Genomic DNA, 15,663 nt, shown 5'->3' on the forward strand with positions numbered 1-15,663 from the left:
ATAAGCGATGAAAAAAATTATATTGCCAGCTCTGCTTAGTGTTTTATTGAGCGGTTGTGCTCAACAACTAGGTGATGATGTTGCTAAACAAGAGCTACCTTTATTGAGCGCGAGTGAGGTAATTGCTAGTGCAACAGATAATGACTGGCGAGTAGTGGATGCTCAAAATATTTTAAAGGTAACGCTGCCAACGGGCGATGCGTATATTGAGCTTAATGAACAACTTGCCCCAAAGCACGTTCAAAATATTAAAAAGTTAGCGCGAGAAGGGTTTTATAAAAATACCAGCGTTTATCGGTTTGTTGAAGGTTTTGTAGCGCAAGGCGGGGACAGCTCGGGTAAAAAGTTAATTAAAACGGCAGATAAAACAGTCCCTGCTGAGTTTTATTTAACAACAAACAAACCACTTTTAATTACTGAGCTAAATGGCGACGGATATGCACCAGTTACTGGCTTTTTAAACGGCTTTGCAGTAGCTCAAAACTCAGCACATACGCAAACATGGCAAGTGCATTGTAGTGGCGTGTTTGCCATGGCGCGCGACAACGATATAAATAGTGCGAGTACGGAGTTTTTTGTAACAATAGGGCAAGGCCCGCGCTACCTTGATAAAAACATTACGGTGTTTGGTCGAGTGTTAGAGGGTATAGAGCATTTTAACCGTTTAACGCGCATACCAACTGAAGGAAAAGCATTTAACCCAATTACAAATATACAAGTGCTTGGCGATGTACAAAGCGATAAAAGTATATTTAAAGTGATGAAAACAAACTCATCGGTGTTTAAAAACTTAATAAATGCTCGTAAAAACCGTGTTGAGCCATGGTTTGTTAAAGCACATAATTACGTTGATGTGTGTGGTATGCCTATACCCACTAAGCGCGAAGTTATACCAATTCCAATAAATAGCTGATCTATTTTACTTGCTAAAACAACCCATTTCTTTGTTGTAAATTTCGCAAAGGGAACAACCATTTACATCAATTTACGCCTAGAACTGAATTATTTTTTCTGCGTAAAATTTAGATCACATACTTAATGGAATTGGTATTAATTAAAGAATGAAAAAAGGAGCCTTGGCTCCTTTTTTTTATACTCATATTCCAGTTTAAAATAACCTACTGACGATTAATTTTAACTGCAAATGGCGTATCGTTATAATGTGTAGAGCGATACGGGTTTATATCAAGCCCGCCGCGACGAGTATAACGCGCGTAAACTTCTAACTCTTTAATATTAAGTTGTGTTGTTAAATCGCTATAAATACGCTCAACACACTGCTCATGAAATTCGTTATGTGTTCTGAATGAAATTAAATAACGCAATAACGACTCACGGCATATTTGCTCGCCTGTGTATCTTATGATCACACTTGCCCAGTCAGGCTGGGAGGTAATTAAACAGTTCGACTTAAGTAAGTGGCTGTAGAGCGTTTCTGTTACTACGTTATCATTCTTTGCTTTAAGTGAATTAGCATCAATATCGTAATTATTAATCTCAATATCTAAATCATCAATACATTCACCTGGCAGCGCTGTACACGGTAAGCAATTGTAATCATCAGGATTATATAAAGTCACTTTGACAGGGCTGTTAACCGCGTTTGATAAATCATCAATTAAATGCTGTTTTACTACATCAATGCTTTCAAATCGGGTTTGGTTAAAGCTATTTAAATAAAGTTTAAACGACTTTGACTCAATAATATGGCTGCTTTGGCATTCAAAGGTAAATAAGGCCACGGCAACTTGCGGTTTACCTTTAGTATTTAGCCATGAAAGCTCGTAACCTGTCCAAATGTCTTGGCCTTTAAATGGCAGCTCTGCTTCGTCAATATTTAAAGCATCACGATTTAATTTGCGCGCAATAGGGAAAAGCAAGCTTGGCGTGTACACATCTACATACTCAGTAGATTGGCCTAATACGCTACCTTTAAGGTCTGGAGAATTGCTGTAATCTGTCATGTTTGCTCTTAAATAGTTACAATGGGGACATTATATCTAATTTAAATGAGTTTCACAGTATGTCTGTTGCATTGCTTATAGAACAACTTCATCAAAAATTTAGCGAAAATACCCTTAAAAACACTGCAAAGTACCCACTTATTGCGCACGACGAGCAATGGCCAAGCCCATGTGAAGTTGGTGAGGTTGACGAGCAAGGAAACATTCAATGGCAGGGGGCGCGTCATCAACCTGCAGGTTCGCTTAATGATTTAGCCAGTGCACTTGAGCTTGAGTTTCCAAAAGCGCTTAGCGAGCTATACGGACATATGTACGGTGGAAGTATTTTAGCAAGTATTGATGGGCACCAGGTTGAATTACTACAAGCATGGAACGAAGAAGACTTTAATTTGTTACAGCAAAATATAACGGGTCACGTTTTAATGAAACGCAAGCTCAAGCAGCCAGAAACAGTATTTATTGGTTTAACAGATCAAGATGATTTACTAGTGAGTGTTTTGGTGCACACTGGTGAAGTATGTTTAGAGCATGTTGGCAAAAACACACACCATGTACTTGCTCCCAACATTAATGCTTTTTTAAAGGCATTAGAGGTTTAGAGTCTATTCAACAATCAGCTTGGTGCAGTTAGCACCAAGCTATTGTTGCTCATTAATTTAGTGTAACTACTGAAAATCCCACGATATATTAGACACTAAGCCACAGGGCTCACACCTAAAGTCGAATAACCCAAACCACGATTCAGGTAATTTCCAATCGCCATTACAACTAGGGCATTTTCGTTCAAGTTCAGACGCTTTATCTACGCCGCCTACACGGTATAAATAATAATAGGTTGGCTTTTTAGTTAAAAAACTAATTCGCTTTGTTATGTCTTTTCCGCGTCTATATAAGTCGCTTTTAATACTCGATATTTCTTCAAGCGCCGGAAATTCACAACGGGTTGCGCCGTTAATTTGAATTTGATCGCAGGCTTGCCAATCTTCTTGCCATTTTATAAGCGTTTTATAGTCACCATTAGCAATTGCCGGAATACGAAATAGCGGCACAGGCAAAAAGTCATCACCACAATAAAGCGGGCTGCACGTATGCACATAGGTTGTATATAAAATATAACTTGATGGTTCTTTGCAGCAATCAGCGCCGTTGGAGTGAATATCTTGTCCGATCACTTTTACTTTTGGCGCAAGTAGCCCAGCACTATGTAACTTTTCGATACTGTGCTTAACAAACGGGCTGTTATTTAGCGGGTGCATTGCATCTTCAGTAGGGCACATTACGCGTGTAATAAAAAATCCATCTTTTAAAACGGTTGGAAATTCTTCTCCCATTATTTGACCATTAAAACGCAGTGCATTTACTAAGCGATTTATTGCTTGTTCGGCTTGTTCTAGGGTGGTGTCTTGGTAGCAATCAAAAGTTAAATCAACAACGAACATTTATAGTCTCAAATTATTTTTGTTCTAGCAGCGCAAGAAGTTTATCGAGTTTTTGCTCAATTCTATCTAATTGACTTGTTTTAAGCTCAGTATTATCTGACTGCTGTGGGTTTCTCATGAAGTTATTAATTGAATCAGGATTGTTTTTATATTGGCTTACTGCTGCAATAATCATCGGCATTGGAACCGGTTGCGCCAAACGGCTTTTAGTTAGTGCTACAGTAGGGGTTTTGCCTTCATCGAGAAGGGCTTTGATTGCATCAAATACAACTGAATTCATTAGATATATAACTCTTTAATAAAATAAATACGCAGCATATAAATGCTGCGCAGATGCTATGTTAGCAATAAATAAGGGAGGGTACATTAAATAAAATTACTTACTTTGACGAATGCGTACATCTAACTCGTCAATTACTTCACTCCAATCTCCGTCTTGTGCGAGGGATTCAGCTAAAAAGTGTTGTTGTGCCTCATCCCAAAAAGAAGCTTCTTGGAGTAGTGTTGTGTCTTCTAATTCATGTGAGGCAATAAATGCATCTATTTGCTCATCACTATTTGGTAATCCAAGCTGTGCAAAAAGTGTGTTAATGTCGTGTTTTGTCGTATCCATGATATTGCTCCTTTAAATGAATGAAAATTCATACTAGTACCTAACTGTACCTCCTGCTAGTTAAACTCTCGCTGAATTTACGGTTAATAATTTTAGGTATATAGTTAGGTTTAAAGTTAAACAGCCTATAGCTAAAATAATAAAGGAAATACAATGAGTGTAACCACACCAGCTGATACGTTCAGCGTACAGTATTTAGCTGCAGAAGATATTAGTACTGCAGCGAGCCTAATTTATCAGGCTTATCATGACGATCCTGTATTACTAAACATGCTTAGCTACAATGACGAAAATAAATCAGTTTACGAAAAAAAATTACGATCATTAATTCGCGAAGAACTCAGTAGTTTTTGGCAAGAAAAACAGCCATTAATTGGTTTATACCGCAACGATAAATTAAAAGCAGTAGCGTGTGTATTTGAATCTAATAGCCAATTACAAGCGCAGCGTTATTGGCACTGGCGTTTAAAATTAATGCTGAGTGCGGGCTACTTACAAACAAATCAATTAATAGATAAAGAACAAACAATTAGAGACGCCCTTAAACAAAAAGGCAATTACTATTTTTTAGCTTTTATTGCCGTAGATCCGCATTTTCATGGACAAGGCTTTGGTCGTTACTTACTACGCGGGCTTGACGACTTAGTTAAATGCAACGCTGAGTCAACAGGGATGGCTGTATTTGTAACACGTAAGGAGCACATTGAATTTTTTAAAACTGAAAAGTTTGAAGCATTTAAACACCTTACTTTTAACCAAGTAGAGGGCGAGTTACTGTTTAAACCAATAATTGAGCCAACTATTTAGAATTATAATGTAAGCCAATGCGCCCAAACGGACATAAGACCGTGAGATATATCTCACATCATCGTAAGCATTATCACTTAAAGGCTGCTAATAAGCAGCCTTTTTTGTTCTAAGTTATTGTTCTGCAGTGTTTATTTTGTTTTTTCATTTTTGTGACGTTTATTTATTTAATGTTAAGTCCTATTTCTCCCCCCTGATTGCTTTAAACTTCTCTTCGTCAAGACGACATAGCTCAATGATTGAGTTACTGCCAAGGATACGGAATAGGCAACATAGCAGACGCTAGCAGGAAGCATAAAGGACAAGCTAAAACGGATACAAGGAAGAATAAGGAAGTGCATGAAGCACTTAGTAGCTAGGAGTTACTTTAGGATAATCACGGATGACGCTACAGGAAGTAGCAGGAGCGTTAGTTTACGCAGGACAGCCAAGATGGCAAGTGGACATTGCAGGATGCAAAAAGTGGCAGGAGCTACTTTAAAGGATTACCAGGGATGATGCTACGGGACGTAGCCAAACGATAGATTTCGTGGGTTTGCCAAGATGGCTATGGATATTGCAGGATGCAAAAGGGGCAGGAGCTACTTTAAAGGATTACCAAGGATGATGCTGCGGATGTAGCCAAACGATAGATTTCGTGGGTTTGCCAAGGTGGCCATGGATATTGCAGGATGCAATGTGAGGGTAAACAAGGTTGTTTACTCGTTCAGGGGATGATAATACGGATTTAAGATAATGGATATCTAGCAGGATGCAGTCCAATTGGGGCGTAACTTTAGTTACGCCTTAGTTTTTTGTGTTGAATTAAATTTATTAATTTAAGACACATACTCCTAAAGTATATTAAGTTTTATATTTTATGGGGTGGAACAACCACACTTTTCAAAAACTCATTTTCCATAATTAACACACCTTGATAAGCATTTTCACCGTCGCTTGAAAACTCAAATATAAATTCACTTTTAATGCCTGGCTTGCCGTTCTTTAAAAAACCAAAGCGGCGTTTTGTGCATGCAACACTCATTAGCTGCACCTGCAGTTGCTCACTTTGACGTTTAGCATGAACGTTCGCCGCTTCAGCAACCTTTCGGTTAAGCCAAAATAAGTAAATTACACTACCAATAAGTATGAACGTCCATAAACTTGCCATTTAAGAGAATAACCTTCCAATTGCACGCGCGAGGGTTTCGCTACGATTTTCTTTACGTAATAAGCCTAGTAAATGCGGGCGAATAGTTGGTATTGCAACTAAGTCAGCAAAAATACTTGGAAACAATTCTTCAATTTTTTGATGATGTGCGCAATTATCCATAAATACATGTAAGCGTTCAGGGTTTTCTAATTGTTTAAAACACCGCCCAGCTATTGTTAGTAACACGTCAGAGTCGTGTCTTACCTGTGAGCTTAGTACAGTATCGACTAATTGAGCGCATAACCCTTGAGCTTGACCTTTTGAAGCTGATCTTAGTGCTGCGGTTATAGCCACTATGTCGTTGTTACTAATTGCACCCTGGGTGTAATCAACAAGTAACTCACTCATTGATGTTGGTATTTCAACGTGTTCAAGCATGGCACTGAGTGGTTGTAGTACTTCAATAGGTAAATGCGCCCATGCTTTTTGCAGATTACTTAAGTTTGTATCGCTGTCTAAGCGTAGTGCAAAATCGGCAATACCCTGTAGTGCAACACTTTGCCAATTATCAAAACCAATTTTACCGCTAAAGTACAATTGTGCATGCTCGTAATACTGCGATGCAGGCTGTTTTAATAGTACTTTTACTTGGGCGTTAAATGCCGCTAATTTATTTGCGTTTGGTGTAAAAACATAAGGGTTATTATCAAGCTTTCCATCGGCTTGCTCGCCTGTAATTTCAGTGCCTAGCGCTTGAATAACCATATCAGCAAAGTGATCGCGACTAGCACTTACCAGCATACTTTGCTCATCAAGGGGGAATTTTAAAAACCATACATACGGTTCTTTACTGGCTTTAGTATCCCAAAATTGAATAGCGAGCCATGCATGACCAGCAAGTGGATAAGGGTAAGGCACTTGAGCTTGTTCAATAGCTAAAAATTGTTTTTTATCAAGCTTAGTAATGTGCCTGCCAATATCAAAAGCACGCCACTGAGTACCCGCACCATCTAAAAGCTGACCTAATGTAGCTATTTGATCACTCATTGTTTTCTCAACTGTTTTTACTGCAAAATTACATTAATTATACGTCATAGCCGCTTGTGAGGGAACAGGGTATAATTGCATTACATATATAAAAGAGGGTGGTTATGTACCAGCAAACCCAAACTTATTTAGTGCAGCTAACGGCACTTTTACAAAAACACGCGCTTTGGCAAAGTGAGCCAATAGACGCTGAGGCACTGCTTTCAAATACTCCTTTTTGTCACGATACAATGGCATTTGAGCAGTGGTTACAGTTTGTATTTATTGACAAAATACAGCAATTAATAACACATAGGCAACCACTGCCGCGTAACTTTGCTATTGCCCCTATGGCGCAAATGACACTTGTGAATAAAGCCGGAAGCGATGAAATTATTGAATTACTAACAGCCCTTGATACCTTTTTAGGAGAACCAAATGAGTGAGCGTCCAGCGCCTATTGAATATGGCGAGCTGACTATTTTGTATCAAGATGAAAACTATGTGGCTATAAATAAGCCTTCAGGTTTATTAGTGCATCGCTCGTTTTTAGATAAACACGAAACCCAGTTTGCTATGCAAATGTTGCGCGACCAGCTAGGGCAACATGTATTTCCAGTACATAGGCTCGATAGACCTACGTCGGGCGTATTGCTGTTCGCACTGAGCTCTGAAGCAGCTCGCGATATGAACCAGCTATTTATTGAAGGTACTATTGCTAAGCGCTATTTGGCTTTAGTACGCGGTTTTGCGCCAGAGTCAGTATTTTTAGATAAACCGCTTAAAGAAGAACTTGATAAAATAGCCGATAAGTTTGCAGATCAAGATAAAGCACCGCAAGAAGCGCAAACCCAGTTTAATTGCTTGCACCAAGCTGTATTGCCTATCCCTATAGGTAAGTATCCAACAGTACGTTACTCGTTAGTTGAGTGTTTTCCAAAAACCGGGCGCAAGCATCAAATTCGCAGACACTTAAAGCACTTATCACTGCCTATCATTGGTGATGTAAATCACGGTGATAATCAGCATAATCAATTTTTTAGGGAGCATTTTGAGCTAAGACGCCTAATGTTATTTGCAACAGAGCTTAGTTTTGTGCACCCTTATAGTAATGAATCAATAACAATTAAAGCGCCACTAGGTGAAGACATGCTTGAAATATGTAAGCAGCTAGGTTGGCCAGAGCAAGAAAAGGATTATTAATGGCACATATTAGTATTTTTGTAGGCAGCGTTAATGGCGGTGCAGAGCGTTTAAGCGATGAAGTTGCAGCCACAATAGAGCAAGCGGGTCATACTGCTACAGTAATTACTGAAGCATCACTAGATGATATAAAAAATGCATCGCATATTTTGATTGTTACCTCCACAACAGGCCAAGGTGATGTACCGAGTAATTTGGCCGGATTGTACTTTGCAATGAATAGCACTTTCCCAATGCTTACCGATAAACCATTTGGTGTAATTGCAATGGGTGACAGATGTTACGGCGATACATTTTGTGGCGCAGGGCGAAGCTTTGACGAGCTACTTCGCGATTTACAAGCAAAGCCTGTGGGCAACCGCCTAGAAATAGATGCATGTGAAGATTTCGAACCGTGGCCGGTAGCCGAGCCTTGGTTAAAAGTATGGCTAGAAAAACTACCTGCTTAATCCTTTAATTTTAAAGTATTAAAAAAGGAGCGCATGCGCTCCTTTTTACTTTTAATATAGTTTTATAAATTAACTACTTCTGACATCTACTTTAAGTTTTAGCTTTTGGCCAGGTTGTAAGTATTTTTGACCGGCTAAATTATTCCACTTAATAATTTCGTTAACGCTTAGATTAAACTTAGACGCAATACGTGCAAGTGAGTCACCACGGCGTACTTTGTATGTAATAGTACGGTTGGTACTTGCCGTTGCTTGTGGTTTATTAGCTGACTTATACACAGTAAGTTTTTGATTTAGGCGCAGTACAGAGTTTTTCTTTAGCTTATTCCATTTAGCCAACTCATCCATAGTTACGTCATATTCGCGGCTAATGTCCCATAACGTGTCGCCACTTTTTACTGTGTGCGAAAGCTTTGTGCGAGTTGCTTTATTAGCAGCTAAACGCATCTGCTTTGGTAAATGTTCGCTATTTATAGCGCCATCAGTAAGCGGGACTAGTAACTCTTGGCCTACTTTAATCGTATTTGATTTGAGTTTATTAAGCGATCGGATTGCACTTGAGCTCGTTGTAAACTTTTTGGCAATTACTGATAAGCTGTCGCCTCGAGCCACAATATAACGTTGCCAGCGTAATCTGTTTTTAACATCAGTGTTTGCTAGTTTTTGGCTAAATTGCTCTGCTTTATCTACTGGCAGTAATAAAGAATGTGGGCCATTAGGATCAGTTGCCCAGCGGTTAAAACCAGGGTTTAATCTGTATAGCTCAGTAAGCGTCATATCGGCCATATCAGCAGCAAGTGCTAAATCTATTTGCGAGCCAACATCAACCACTTCAACCACTTGTGCATTAATTACTGGTTGCCATGTAACGTTAAAATCATCTGAGCGTTTTAATAAATCGGCAAGTGCTAATAACTTTGGTACGTAGGCTGTTGTTTCGCTAGGTAAATCAAGAGACCAAAAATCGGTAGGTAAATGCTTTTTACGATTCTTTTTAATAGCGCGCATCAAGCGCCCTTCACCTGAATTATAAGCAGCAATCGCATTTAGCCAATCGCCTTCAAGTGTTTTATGTAAATACGACAAGTAGTCAAGTGCTGCGCGAGTCGACTGCACTATGTCGCGACGACCGTCGTACCACCAGTTTTGTTTTAAATCGAATCGCTCACCGGTTGCAGGCATAAACTGCCAAATGCCCGATGCGCTGCGATTAGAATAACCAAATGGGTCAAATGCGCTTTCTACAATAGGCAGTAGTGCAATTTCGATTGGCATTTCGCGCTTTTCTACTTCTTCAACAATAAAGTGTAAGTAAGGTTCTGCACGTTTAGAAATACGATCTAAATAGGCTTGGTGGCGAGCGTAATAGTTACGTTCAGTAACAACAGGGCGGTTTTGCGGTATTTCGATAGAAAGTTGGTAGCGAATTCGCTCCCACACATCATCAAACACGGGCGCTTCTTGCTCATCAGAGTCAACTTGCTGATATTGTGCGTTTACCATCAATGCATTGTTAATGTCGTTAGGACTTGCGCCTTCGAGTTGTTGGTTTGCTTGTGTGGCAACTTGAGAGTCTGACTCTAATGTTGTCACAGTTTGACAACCACTTAGCGCTAACGCCAAGGCTACTAATAGGGGAGATTTATTCATAAATACCAATACATCGGGTAAAAAACTCGGCGAATACTACCTGTTATGAGTTAACATTGCCACTTAATGACTTTTTAAAACGCAGAAATAGAATCATCACTATATCTTAAGTTAATGATTCTAATGAAATAAATATTAAAGTATTAGTTTTTGCATTAAAAATTGTCTTTGAACTGTCTCAGACTCGCAAAGTTTCCCCAAGGTTCATTGTTTTTTGTAACCGAGATAAATTTCTCTGGCACTAACTCTATAATGGTTGGCAAATCGCTACGCATAAATGGATTTATTTTTAGCTCCTGTCCAATAGAGGTCGGTAGAGAAATTTGATTATTACTGCGTAATTCATCTACTTTTTTACTGTACGCAAGGAGTTCTGGGTTGCGTGGTTCAACTGCTTCGGCAAAGGCAAGATTAGCTTGCGTGTATTCGTGCGTGCAATAAACAACACAGCTTGCAGGCAGCTCTCTTAGTTTATTAAAAGATTTCCACATTTGCTCTGGCGTGCCTTCAAATAAGCGCCCACATCCGCCGCTAAATAATGTATCGCCTGTAAAAGCAAGTTCATCATTTGTGTAACAAATATGATCAAGCGTGTGCCCAGGAGTTGCTAAAATAGTAAAGTTAATATTAAGCACACTGATGCTTTGTCCATCAGTGAGTGCGTGAGTGACGCCTTTAAATGGACTATTTGCAGGGCCATAAACCGATATATCTGGATAGGCGTCAACTAATTCAGCTACGCCATCAGTGTGGTCGTAGTGATGATGCGTAATTAAAATGCCACCAAGCGTTAGTTTGTGCTCAGCTAAGTACGTTAATACGGGATGTGCTTGGCCTGGATCGACTACCCATGCTTGGTTACTGTTATCGGTAGTTAAACACCAAATGTAATTATCAGAAAAGGCTTTAATTGCTTTGACTTGCACCATGGTAAATTGCTCTATAAAGTGACACTTATCGCATAGTATAACGAGCTCAAAAAATGAAACCAGCCCTTAGTTTTCAAGAAGGACCCAAACCACTGTCGTGGCAGCAGTTTCCTCATGGGGATTATTTACGCACAGATATTGAACGTAAAATGGAGCAATGGCTTCCGCGTATGTTTGGCTATCATATGCTTAAGTTGGGTAATTTAAGTGGCGAATTAAACACAAGTATAAGTACGATTAAACACCAAGTGTGTGTTGCAGAGCCTGGGCCTTACACTGGGGTAGTTGCTGACATAGATGAATTGCCATTTTACGAGCACAGTATTGATGCTTGTATACTAAGCCACTGCTTAGAGTATCATTCAGACCCACATCACATTTTACGAGAAGCACATCGCACGCTTATTCCGGGCGGTTATATACTAGTGACTGGTTTTAATCCGTTTAGTTTGTGTGGGCTTGCACAAATGCTGCCTTTTAGTGGTCAGAAGTTACCATGGACGGGGCGCTTTTTTACCCCTGCGAGGGTTAAAGATTGGCTAAATTTATTGGGTTTTGAAATTGTAAGTGACGAACGTTTTATTTATTCATCACTGGCAAGAGGTAACAGGTTATCAAGATTTGAGTTTTGGCGGACTTTTGCAAAACAGTATTTAAAACCAATGGGCAGTGTTTATATGCTGGTGGCACGAAAAAGAGTTGCGCCACTTACGCCGATAAAACCTAAGTGGCATGCTAGGCCGCAGTTTGCACCAGTAAAAGGGGCAGGGCTTAGACAAACGTCAAAGCAACACTTTAAATCGTGCGAGCAAAAAAATAATACCAATTGCATTAAATAAGTGATCTATCATAGCGCTAAGAAAATAGCACATTAACAAGGCGAAAATTGTGACATATAGTTGTTCTATATGAATAATTTTTAACGCAGTTAGTGAGTTATTTAATGCGATAGAATGAACATGTTTTTAATAAAATTGGTATAACAACTAGCTTAGAATAAATTTAAGGCTGGTAGCCTACATCTTCTAGTAAATCTTTACTGCCAGCGGCATCGCGCGCTAAATCGTCAACTATTTCGTTGTATTTATTGCCGCTATGCCCTTTAACCCACTTCCAAGTTACATTGTGCTCGCTACAGGCTTTATCTAAGCGTTTCCATAAATCGACGTTTTTAACCGGCTTTTTAGCTGATGTTAACCAGCCACGTTTTTTCCAGTTAGTGATCCACGATTCAATGCCTTGCTTAACATATTGGCTATCGGTTGTTAGGTTTACATCGCATTCTCGAGTGAGTGATTCTAGGGCTACAATAGCCGCGAGCATTTCCATTCGGTTATTTGTTGTGAGTTTATAACCTTGGCTCATTTCTTTTTCGTGGCCGTTATAAATCATAAAAATACCATAACCGCCGGGGCCTGGATTACCTAAACATGAGCCGTCGGTGTAAATCTCTACGGTTTTTTGCACTGTTTTACCTTGATCTTATGTACAATAAAGTGATTATAGAAAGATACCAGAATCAGGCTAAATTCGATATGGCACGTAGACAAATAGTTTTAGATACAGAAACCACCGGCATCGACCCTAAACAAGGGCACCGTATTATAGAAATTGGTTGTGTGGAGTTAGTAAATCGCCGTTTAACAGGCAATAACTTTCACGTTTATATAAACCCACAACGCCCAAGCGAAGAAGAAGCAATCGACGTTCACGGTATCACTAACGAATTTTTACGTGATAAACCGTTATTTCATCAAATTGCCCAAGAGTTTTTCGACTATATTGAAGGGGCAGAGTTAGTTATTCATAACGCGCCGTTCGATATTGGCCATATGGATAATGAATTTGCACTACTTAATCAGGGCTATCCTAAAACAGAGACTTTTTGTCAAGTTCTCGACACGCTTAAAATGGCGCGTGACTTGCATCCAGGTCAAAAGAACAATCTTGATGCATTATGTCGTCGTTACGATGTAGATAACGCAAAGCGAACACTTCACGGCGCGCTACTGGATTCTGAAATTTTAGCCGATGTTTACCTTGCCATGACGGGTGGTCAAACAAAGCTGAATTTGAATCAAAACAAAGATGACGGCAGCGAGCAACAGAAAGGCGGTATAAAGCGTTTAAATAGCGATAGAGCCCCATTAGTTGTATTGCGAGCAAGCGACGCTGAGCAAAGCGCACACGAAGCACGATTAGATCTTGTAAACAAAGAAGGCGGCCAATGTATATGGCGCGCAGAATAAGGCGATTTAATGAAAACGATGTATTTTGTAACAGCGTTATGTGCCGCTAGTTTATTTACTGGCAATGCATATGGCGTAAAGCAAGTAGAAGTGCTCAAGCGCGATGGGCATCAAAATGAGATCCCTTTACTTGATAATCGTTTTCGCATAGATAGCAAAATAGATGAAATAACACTGCTGTTTTTTAGAAAATCAGGTGCACCTGCTGTTATTTTAGTGCGGCCCGATGGCAGTAAGTACTTTGCTACTGACTCAGTTAAAAACCCTAACTTAGATTGGTTTGACGAACTCAGCTACGATTTAGTTACCATAAAAAAACCTATGGCGGGTCCTTGGCAAGTAATAGGCAGTATTTTACCCGACAGCAGAATAGTTGTATTAGGCGAAATATCTCTTGAGGCAGAGCCTCTTCCTTCAATGTTGTTTAGGGGGGAGACAATAAAAATCACCGGGAAAATACTAAACGACGGTGAGCCAATTAACACAAACCTATTTAGGGATGTTGTGAGCCTTAATGTTGACTTTGTAAGTACCAACAATGAAAACTTTGCTAACTTTGGCGCAGGCATTCAAGAAGTAGCGGAATTTAAAGACGATGGACGTGGATTTGATGAGCGTCCTAAAGATGGTGTGTTTACCGGCGAGTTTACTTTAGATTTTCCTGCGGGTGAATGGACACCAGAGCTTTACGTGGCAACACCTCTGCTGCAGCGCCGCATTGTGCAAAATACAATAGAAGTGCACGAGCCACCTTTTATAACCGAAGTCGCGTTAGCAGAACAAGACACAGACGAGCATCTGTTAACTATAAATATAGACCCAAGTATTGTTAAGCCAGAGACAGTCATCATCCAGGGAAAAATCTACTATCCCAATAACGAAGAGCAAATGTTTACCATAGATGCTGCAGCTAAAGACTCACGTCAGCTTAGTGTTAAAAATTATGATTGGGGTAGATATAGTGTTGAACTGTCTGTTTTTGGCACTAATATTAATGGCCGTGAATTTATGGCAACGCTACCAACGTATAAATTTGAGATAGAACGACCCATAGAAGCGGTGCCCGAAATTGATTCGGCAACAATTATTACGCCAGATAAAATGATTGAGAGTGAGCCTGTTGAAGAAAAAATGGCCACATCGGCAATTATTAGTTTAATTGTAGGCTGCAATACGCTCATTTTATTACTCGGTTGGTTGTTAATTCGTATATTTGTTCAGAAAAAACCGATTAAATTTAAAGTGAAGCTGCCTTTTTTAAAGAAAAAGAAAACAAGTGAAGGTGGTGTTGCCGACACAGAAAAAAATCAAGTCGGTAAAAATGGCTCAAAAAATGACAGATCAGGTGAAATTTTAAACCTTTCGATGACAGATGACTAAAAAACCTATAAAAAAACAAAAAAGCCCTTGACGAAATAGGGGTTGGTTCGTATTATTCACGCCGCTGTCAGGGAGACCTAAACAGCAACGAAAATATGGAGTGGTAGTTCAGTTGGTTAGAATACCGGCCTGTCACGCCGGGGGTCGCGGGTTCGAGTCCCGTCCACTCCGCCATTTTCGTAAAACTTGTAAGTAAAAGCTGGAGTGGTAGTTCAGTTGGTTAGAATACCGGCCTGTCACGCCGGGGGTCGCGGGTTCGAGTCCCGTCCACTCCGCCAACACTTACACAACGTATGGTTGTAAAACATATTCTTATTATGGAGTGGTAGTTCAGTTGGTTAGAATACCGGCCTGTCACGCCGGGGGTCGCGGGTTCGAGTCCCGTCCACTCCGCCAATAAGAAAAAATAACAGTTTAAATATGCGCTGGAGTGGTAGTTCAGTTGGTTAGAATACCGGCCTGTCACGCCGGGGGTCGCGGGTTCGAGTCCCGTCCACTCCGCCAACTATTTAAACAATGTTATATTACAAAATTTGTATGCTGGAGTGGTAGTTCAGTTGGTTAGAATACCGGCCTGTCACGCCGGGGGTCGCGGGTTCGAGTCCCGTCCACTCCGCCAACAAATTAAGTAATAACAAGTATAATGATATCTCTGCGGAGTGGTAGTTCAGTTGGTTAGAATACCGGCCTGTCACGCCGGGGGTCGCGGGTTCGAGTCCCGTCCACTCCGCCATTTGATATCATGATTAAAATTTGTAAGTGCATTACCCCATGCACATACCACTGCGGAGTGGTAGTTCAGTTGGTTAGAATACCGGCCTG

General features: G+C 40.1%; 18 protein-coding genes and 6 tRNA genes. 15 read left to right on the forward strand and 9 right to left on the reverse strand.

Features of this window, described 5'->3' with window-relative positions; translation table 11 throughout:
- Positions 1 to 7 precede the first annotated feature (7 nt).
- Positions 8 to 913, forward strand: a complete 906-nt coding sequence (locus tag H5118_RS14655; protein ID WP_182749265.1) for a peptidylprolyl isomerase — start codon at positions 8 to 10, stop codon at positions 911 to 913.
- A 205-nt stretch (positions 914 to 1,118) separates the two neighbouring features.
- On the opposite strand, the gene queF is transcribed toward H5118_RS14655, so the two are convergent.
- A complete protein-coding gene (gene queF / locus H5118_RS14660) occupies positions 1,119 to 1,964 on the reverse strand; it encodes an NADPH-dependent 7-cyano-7-deazaguanine reductase QueF (RefSeq protein WP_008169292.1) in 846 nt (281 codons plus the stop codon).
- Positions 1,965 to 2,023: 59 nt separating this feature from the next.
- On the opposite strand from queF, the gene syd reads away from it, so the two are divergent.
- On the forward strand, positions 2,024 to 2,563 hold the full coding sequence (gene syd, locus H5118_RS14665; RefSeq protein ID WP_182749266.1) for a SecY-interacting protein: 540 nt from the start codon (positions 2,024 to 2,026) through the stop codon (positions 2,561 to 2,563).
- A gap of 66 nt (positions 2,564 to 2,629) precedes the next feature.
- Here the strand turns inward: syd and H5118_RS14670 are convergent, their stop codons facing one another.
- From H5118_RS14670 to H5118_RS14680, 3 genes are all read right to left on the reverse strand, one after another.
- Positions 2,630 to 3,403: a Zn-ribbon-containing protein gene (locus H5118_RS14670; RefSeq protein ID WP_024599765.1), complete on the reverse strand. Its 774-nt coding sequence runs from the start codon at positions 3,401 to 3,403 to the stop codon at positions 2,630 to 2,632.
- Between the two features lie 13 nt (positions 3,404 to 3,416).
- Positions 3,417 to 3,683 carry a hypothetical protein gene (locus tag H5118_RS14675; RefSeq protein ID WP_007378199.1) on the reverse strand — a complete coding sequence of 89 codons (267 nt, stop codon included), beginning with the start codon at positions 3,681 to 3,683 and terminating at the stop codon, positions 3,417 to 3,419.
- A gap of 96 nt (positions 3,684 to 3,779) precedes the next feature.
- Positions 3,780 to 4,016, reverse strand: coding sequence for a DUF2789 domain-containing protein (locus tag H5118_RS14680; RefSeq protein ID WP_002958240.1), 237 nt, complete (start codon positions 4,014 to 4,016; stop codon positions 3,780 to 3,782).
- Between the two features lie 153 nt (positions 4,017 to 4,169).
- On the opposite strand from H5118_RS14680, the gene H5118_RS14685 reads away from it, so the two are divergent.
- Positions 4,170 to 4,823: a GNAT family N-acetyltransferase gene (locus H5118_RS14685; RefSeq protein ID WP_154903551.1), complete on the forward strand. Its 654-nt coding sequence runs from the start codon at positions 4,170 to 4,172 to the stop codon at positions 4,821 to 4,823.
- 850 nt (positions 4,824 to 5,673) lie between these two features.
- Here the strand turns inward: H5118_RS14685 and H5118_RS14690 are convergent.
- Both H5118_RS14690 and H5118_RS14695 read right to left on the reverse strand, forming a co-directional pair.
- Complete coding sequence (locus tag H5118_RS14690; RefSeq protein WP_002963032.1) at positions 5,674 to 5,973, reverse strand: DUF3301 domain-containing protein; 300 nt, start codon at positions 5,971 to 5,973, stop codon at positions 5,674 to 5,676.
- Positions 5,974 to 7,002, reverse strand: coding sequence for a DUF3549 family protein (locus H5118_RS14695; protein WP_182749268.1), 1,029 nt, complete (start codon positions 7,000 to 7,002; stop codon positions 5,974 to 5,976).
- Positions 7,003 to 7,106: 104 nt separating this feature from the next.
- Here H5118_RS14695 and H5118_RS14700 point away from each other — a divergent pair, with 104 nt between their 5' ends.
- From H5118_RS14700 to H5118_RS14710, 3 genes are read left to right on the forward strand one after another with little or no spacing between them, the layout of a single operon-like run.
- Positions 7,107 to 7,427, forward strand: a complete 321-nt coding sequence (locus H5118_RS14700) for a YqcC family protein (protein ID WP_182693623.1) — start codon at positions 7,107 to 7,109, stop codon at positions 7,425 to 7,427.
- Positions 7,420 to 8,184 carry a tRNA pseudouridine(65) synthase TruC gene (truC, locus tag H5118_RS14705; RefSeq protein ID WP_182749270.1) on the forward strand — a complete coding sequence of 255 codons (765 nt, stop codon included), beginning with the start codon at positions 7,420 to 7,422 and terminating at the stop codon, positions 8,182 to 8,184. The genes H5118_RS14700 and truC overlap by 8 nt, the downstream gene beginning before the upstream one ends.
- The gene (locus H5118_RS14710; protein ID WP_002963026.1) at positions 8,184 to 8,633 is read left to right on the forward strand and encodes a flavodoxin; all 450 of its coding nucleotides are present in this window, start codon (positions 8,184 to 8,186) and stop codon (positions 8,631 to 8,633) included. Before truC ends, H5118_RS14710 begins: the two co-directional genes overlap by 1 nt.
- Before the next feature lie 69 nt (positions 8,634 to 8,702).
- Here H5118_RS14710 and H5118_RS14715 read toward each other — a convergent pair whose 3' ends face one another.
- On the reverse strand, positions 8,703 to 10,283 hold the full coding sequence (locus tag H5118_RS14715) for a LysM peptidoglycan-binding domain-containing protein (RefSeq protein ID WP_149602939.1): 1,581 nt from the start codon (positions 10,281 to 10,283) through the stop codon (positions 8,703 to 8,705).
- 155 nt (positions 10,284 to 10,438) lie between these two features.
- Positions 10,439 to 11,212, reverse strand: a complete 774-nt coding sequence (gene gloB, locus H5118_RS14720; protein WP_182716165.1) for a hydroxyacylglutathione hydrolase — start codon at positions 11,210 to 11,212, stop codon at positions 10,439 to 10,441.
- A 53-nt stretch (positions 11,213 to 11,265) separates the two neighbouring features.
- On the opposite strand from gloB, the gene H5118_RS14725 reads away from it, so the two are divergent.
- On the forward strand, positions 11,266 to 12,051 hold the full coding sequence (locus tag H5118_RS14725; RefSeq protein WP_002963022.1) for a class I SAM-dependent methyltransferase: 786 nt from the start codon (positions 11,266 to 11,268) through the stop codon (positions 12,049 to 12,051).
- Between the two features lie 163 nt (positions 12,052 to 12,214).
- Here the strand turns inward: H5118_RS14725 and rnhA are convergent, their stop codons facing one another.
- The gene (rnhA, locus tag H5118_RS14730) at positions 12,215 to 12,679 is read right to left on the reverse strand and encodes a ribonuclease HI (RefSeq protein WP_002963021.1); all 465 of its coding nucleotides are present in this window, start codon (positions 12,677 to 12,679) and stop codon (positions 12,215 to 12,217) included.
- Positions 12,680 to 12,747: 68 nt separating this feature from the next.
- On the opposite strand from rnhA, the gene dnaQ reads away from it, so the two are divergent.
- From dnaQ to H5118_RS14770, 8 genes are all read left to right on the forward strand, one after another.
- Positions 12,748 to 13,461, forward strand: coding sequence for a DNA polymerase III subunit epsilon (gene dnaQ / locus H5118_RS14735; protein ID WP_182694170.1), 714 nt, complete (start codon positions 12,748 to 12,750; stop codon positions 13,459 to 13,461).
- A gap of 9 nt (positions 13,462 to 13,470) precedes the next feature.
- Positions 13,471 to 14,841, forward strand: coding sequence for a TIGR03503 family protein (locus H5118_RS14740; protein WP_182749272.1), 1,371 nt, complete (start codon positions 13,471 to 13,473; stop codon positions 14,839 to 14,841).
- 97 nt (positions 14,842 to 14,938) lie between these two features.
- A tRNA-Asp gene (locus tag H5118_RS14745) sits at positions 14,939 to 15,015 on the forward strand.
- Positions 15,016 to 15,042: 27 nt separating this feature from the next.
- Positions 15,043 to 15,119 (forward strand) — tRNA-Asp (locus tag H5118_RS14750).
- Between the two features lie 41 nt (positions 15,120 to 15,160).
- Positions 15,161 to 15,237: transfer RNA gene (locus H5118_RS14755), tRNA-Asp, on the forward strand.
- 31 nt (positions 15,238 to 15,268) lie between these two features.
- A tRNA-Asp gene (locus H5118_RS14760) sits at positions 15,269 to 15,345 on the forward strand.
- A gap of 38 nt (positions 15,346 to 15,383) precedes the next feature.
- Positions 15,384 to 15,460, forward strand: a tRNA-Asp gene (locus tag H5118_RS14765).
- Between the two features lie 37 nt (positions 15,461 to 15,497).
- Positions 15,498 to 15,574: transfer RNA gene (locus H5118_RS14770), tRNA-Asp, on the forward strand.
- Positions 15,575 to 15,663: the final 89 nt, after the last annotated feature.

The organism is Pseudoalteromonas sp. SR41-1 (assembly GCF_014164015.1).
GTDB lineage: Bacteria > Pseudomonadota > Gammaproteobacteria > Enterobacterales > Alteromonadaceae > Pseudoalteromonas > Pseudoalteromonas distincta.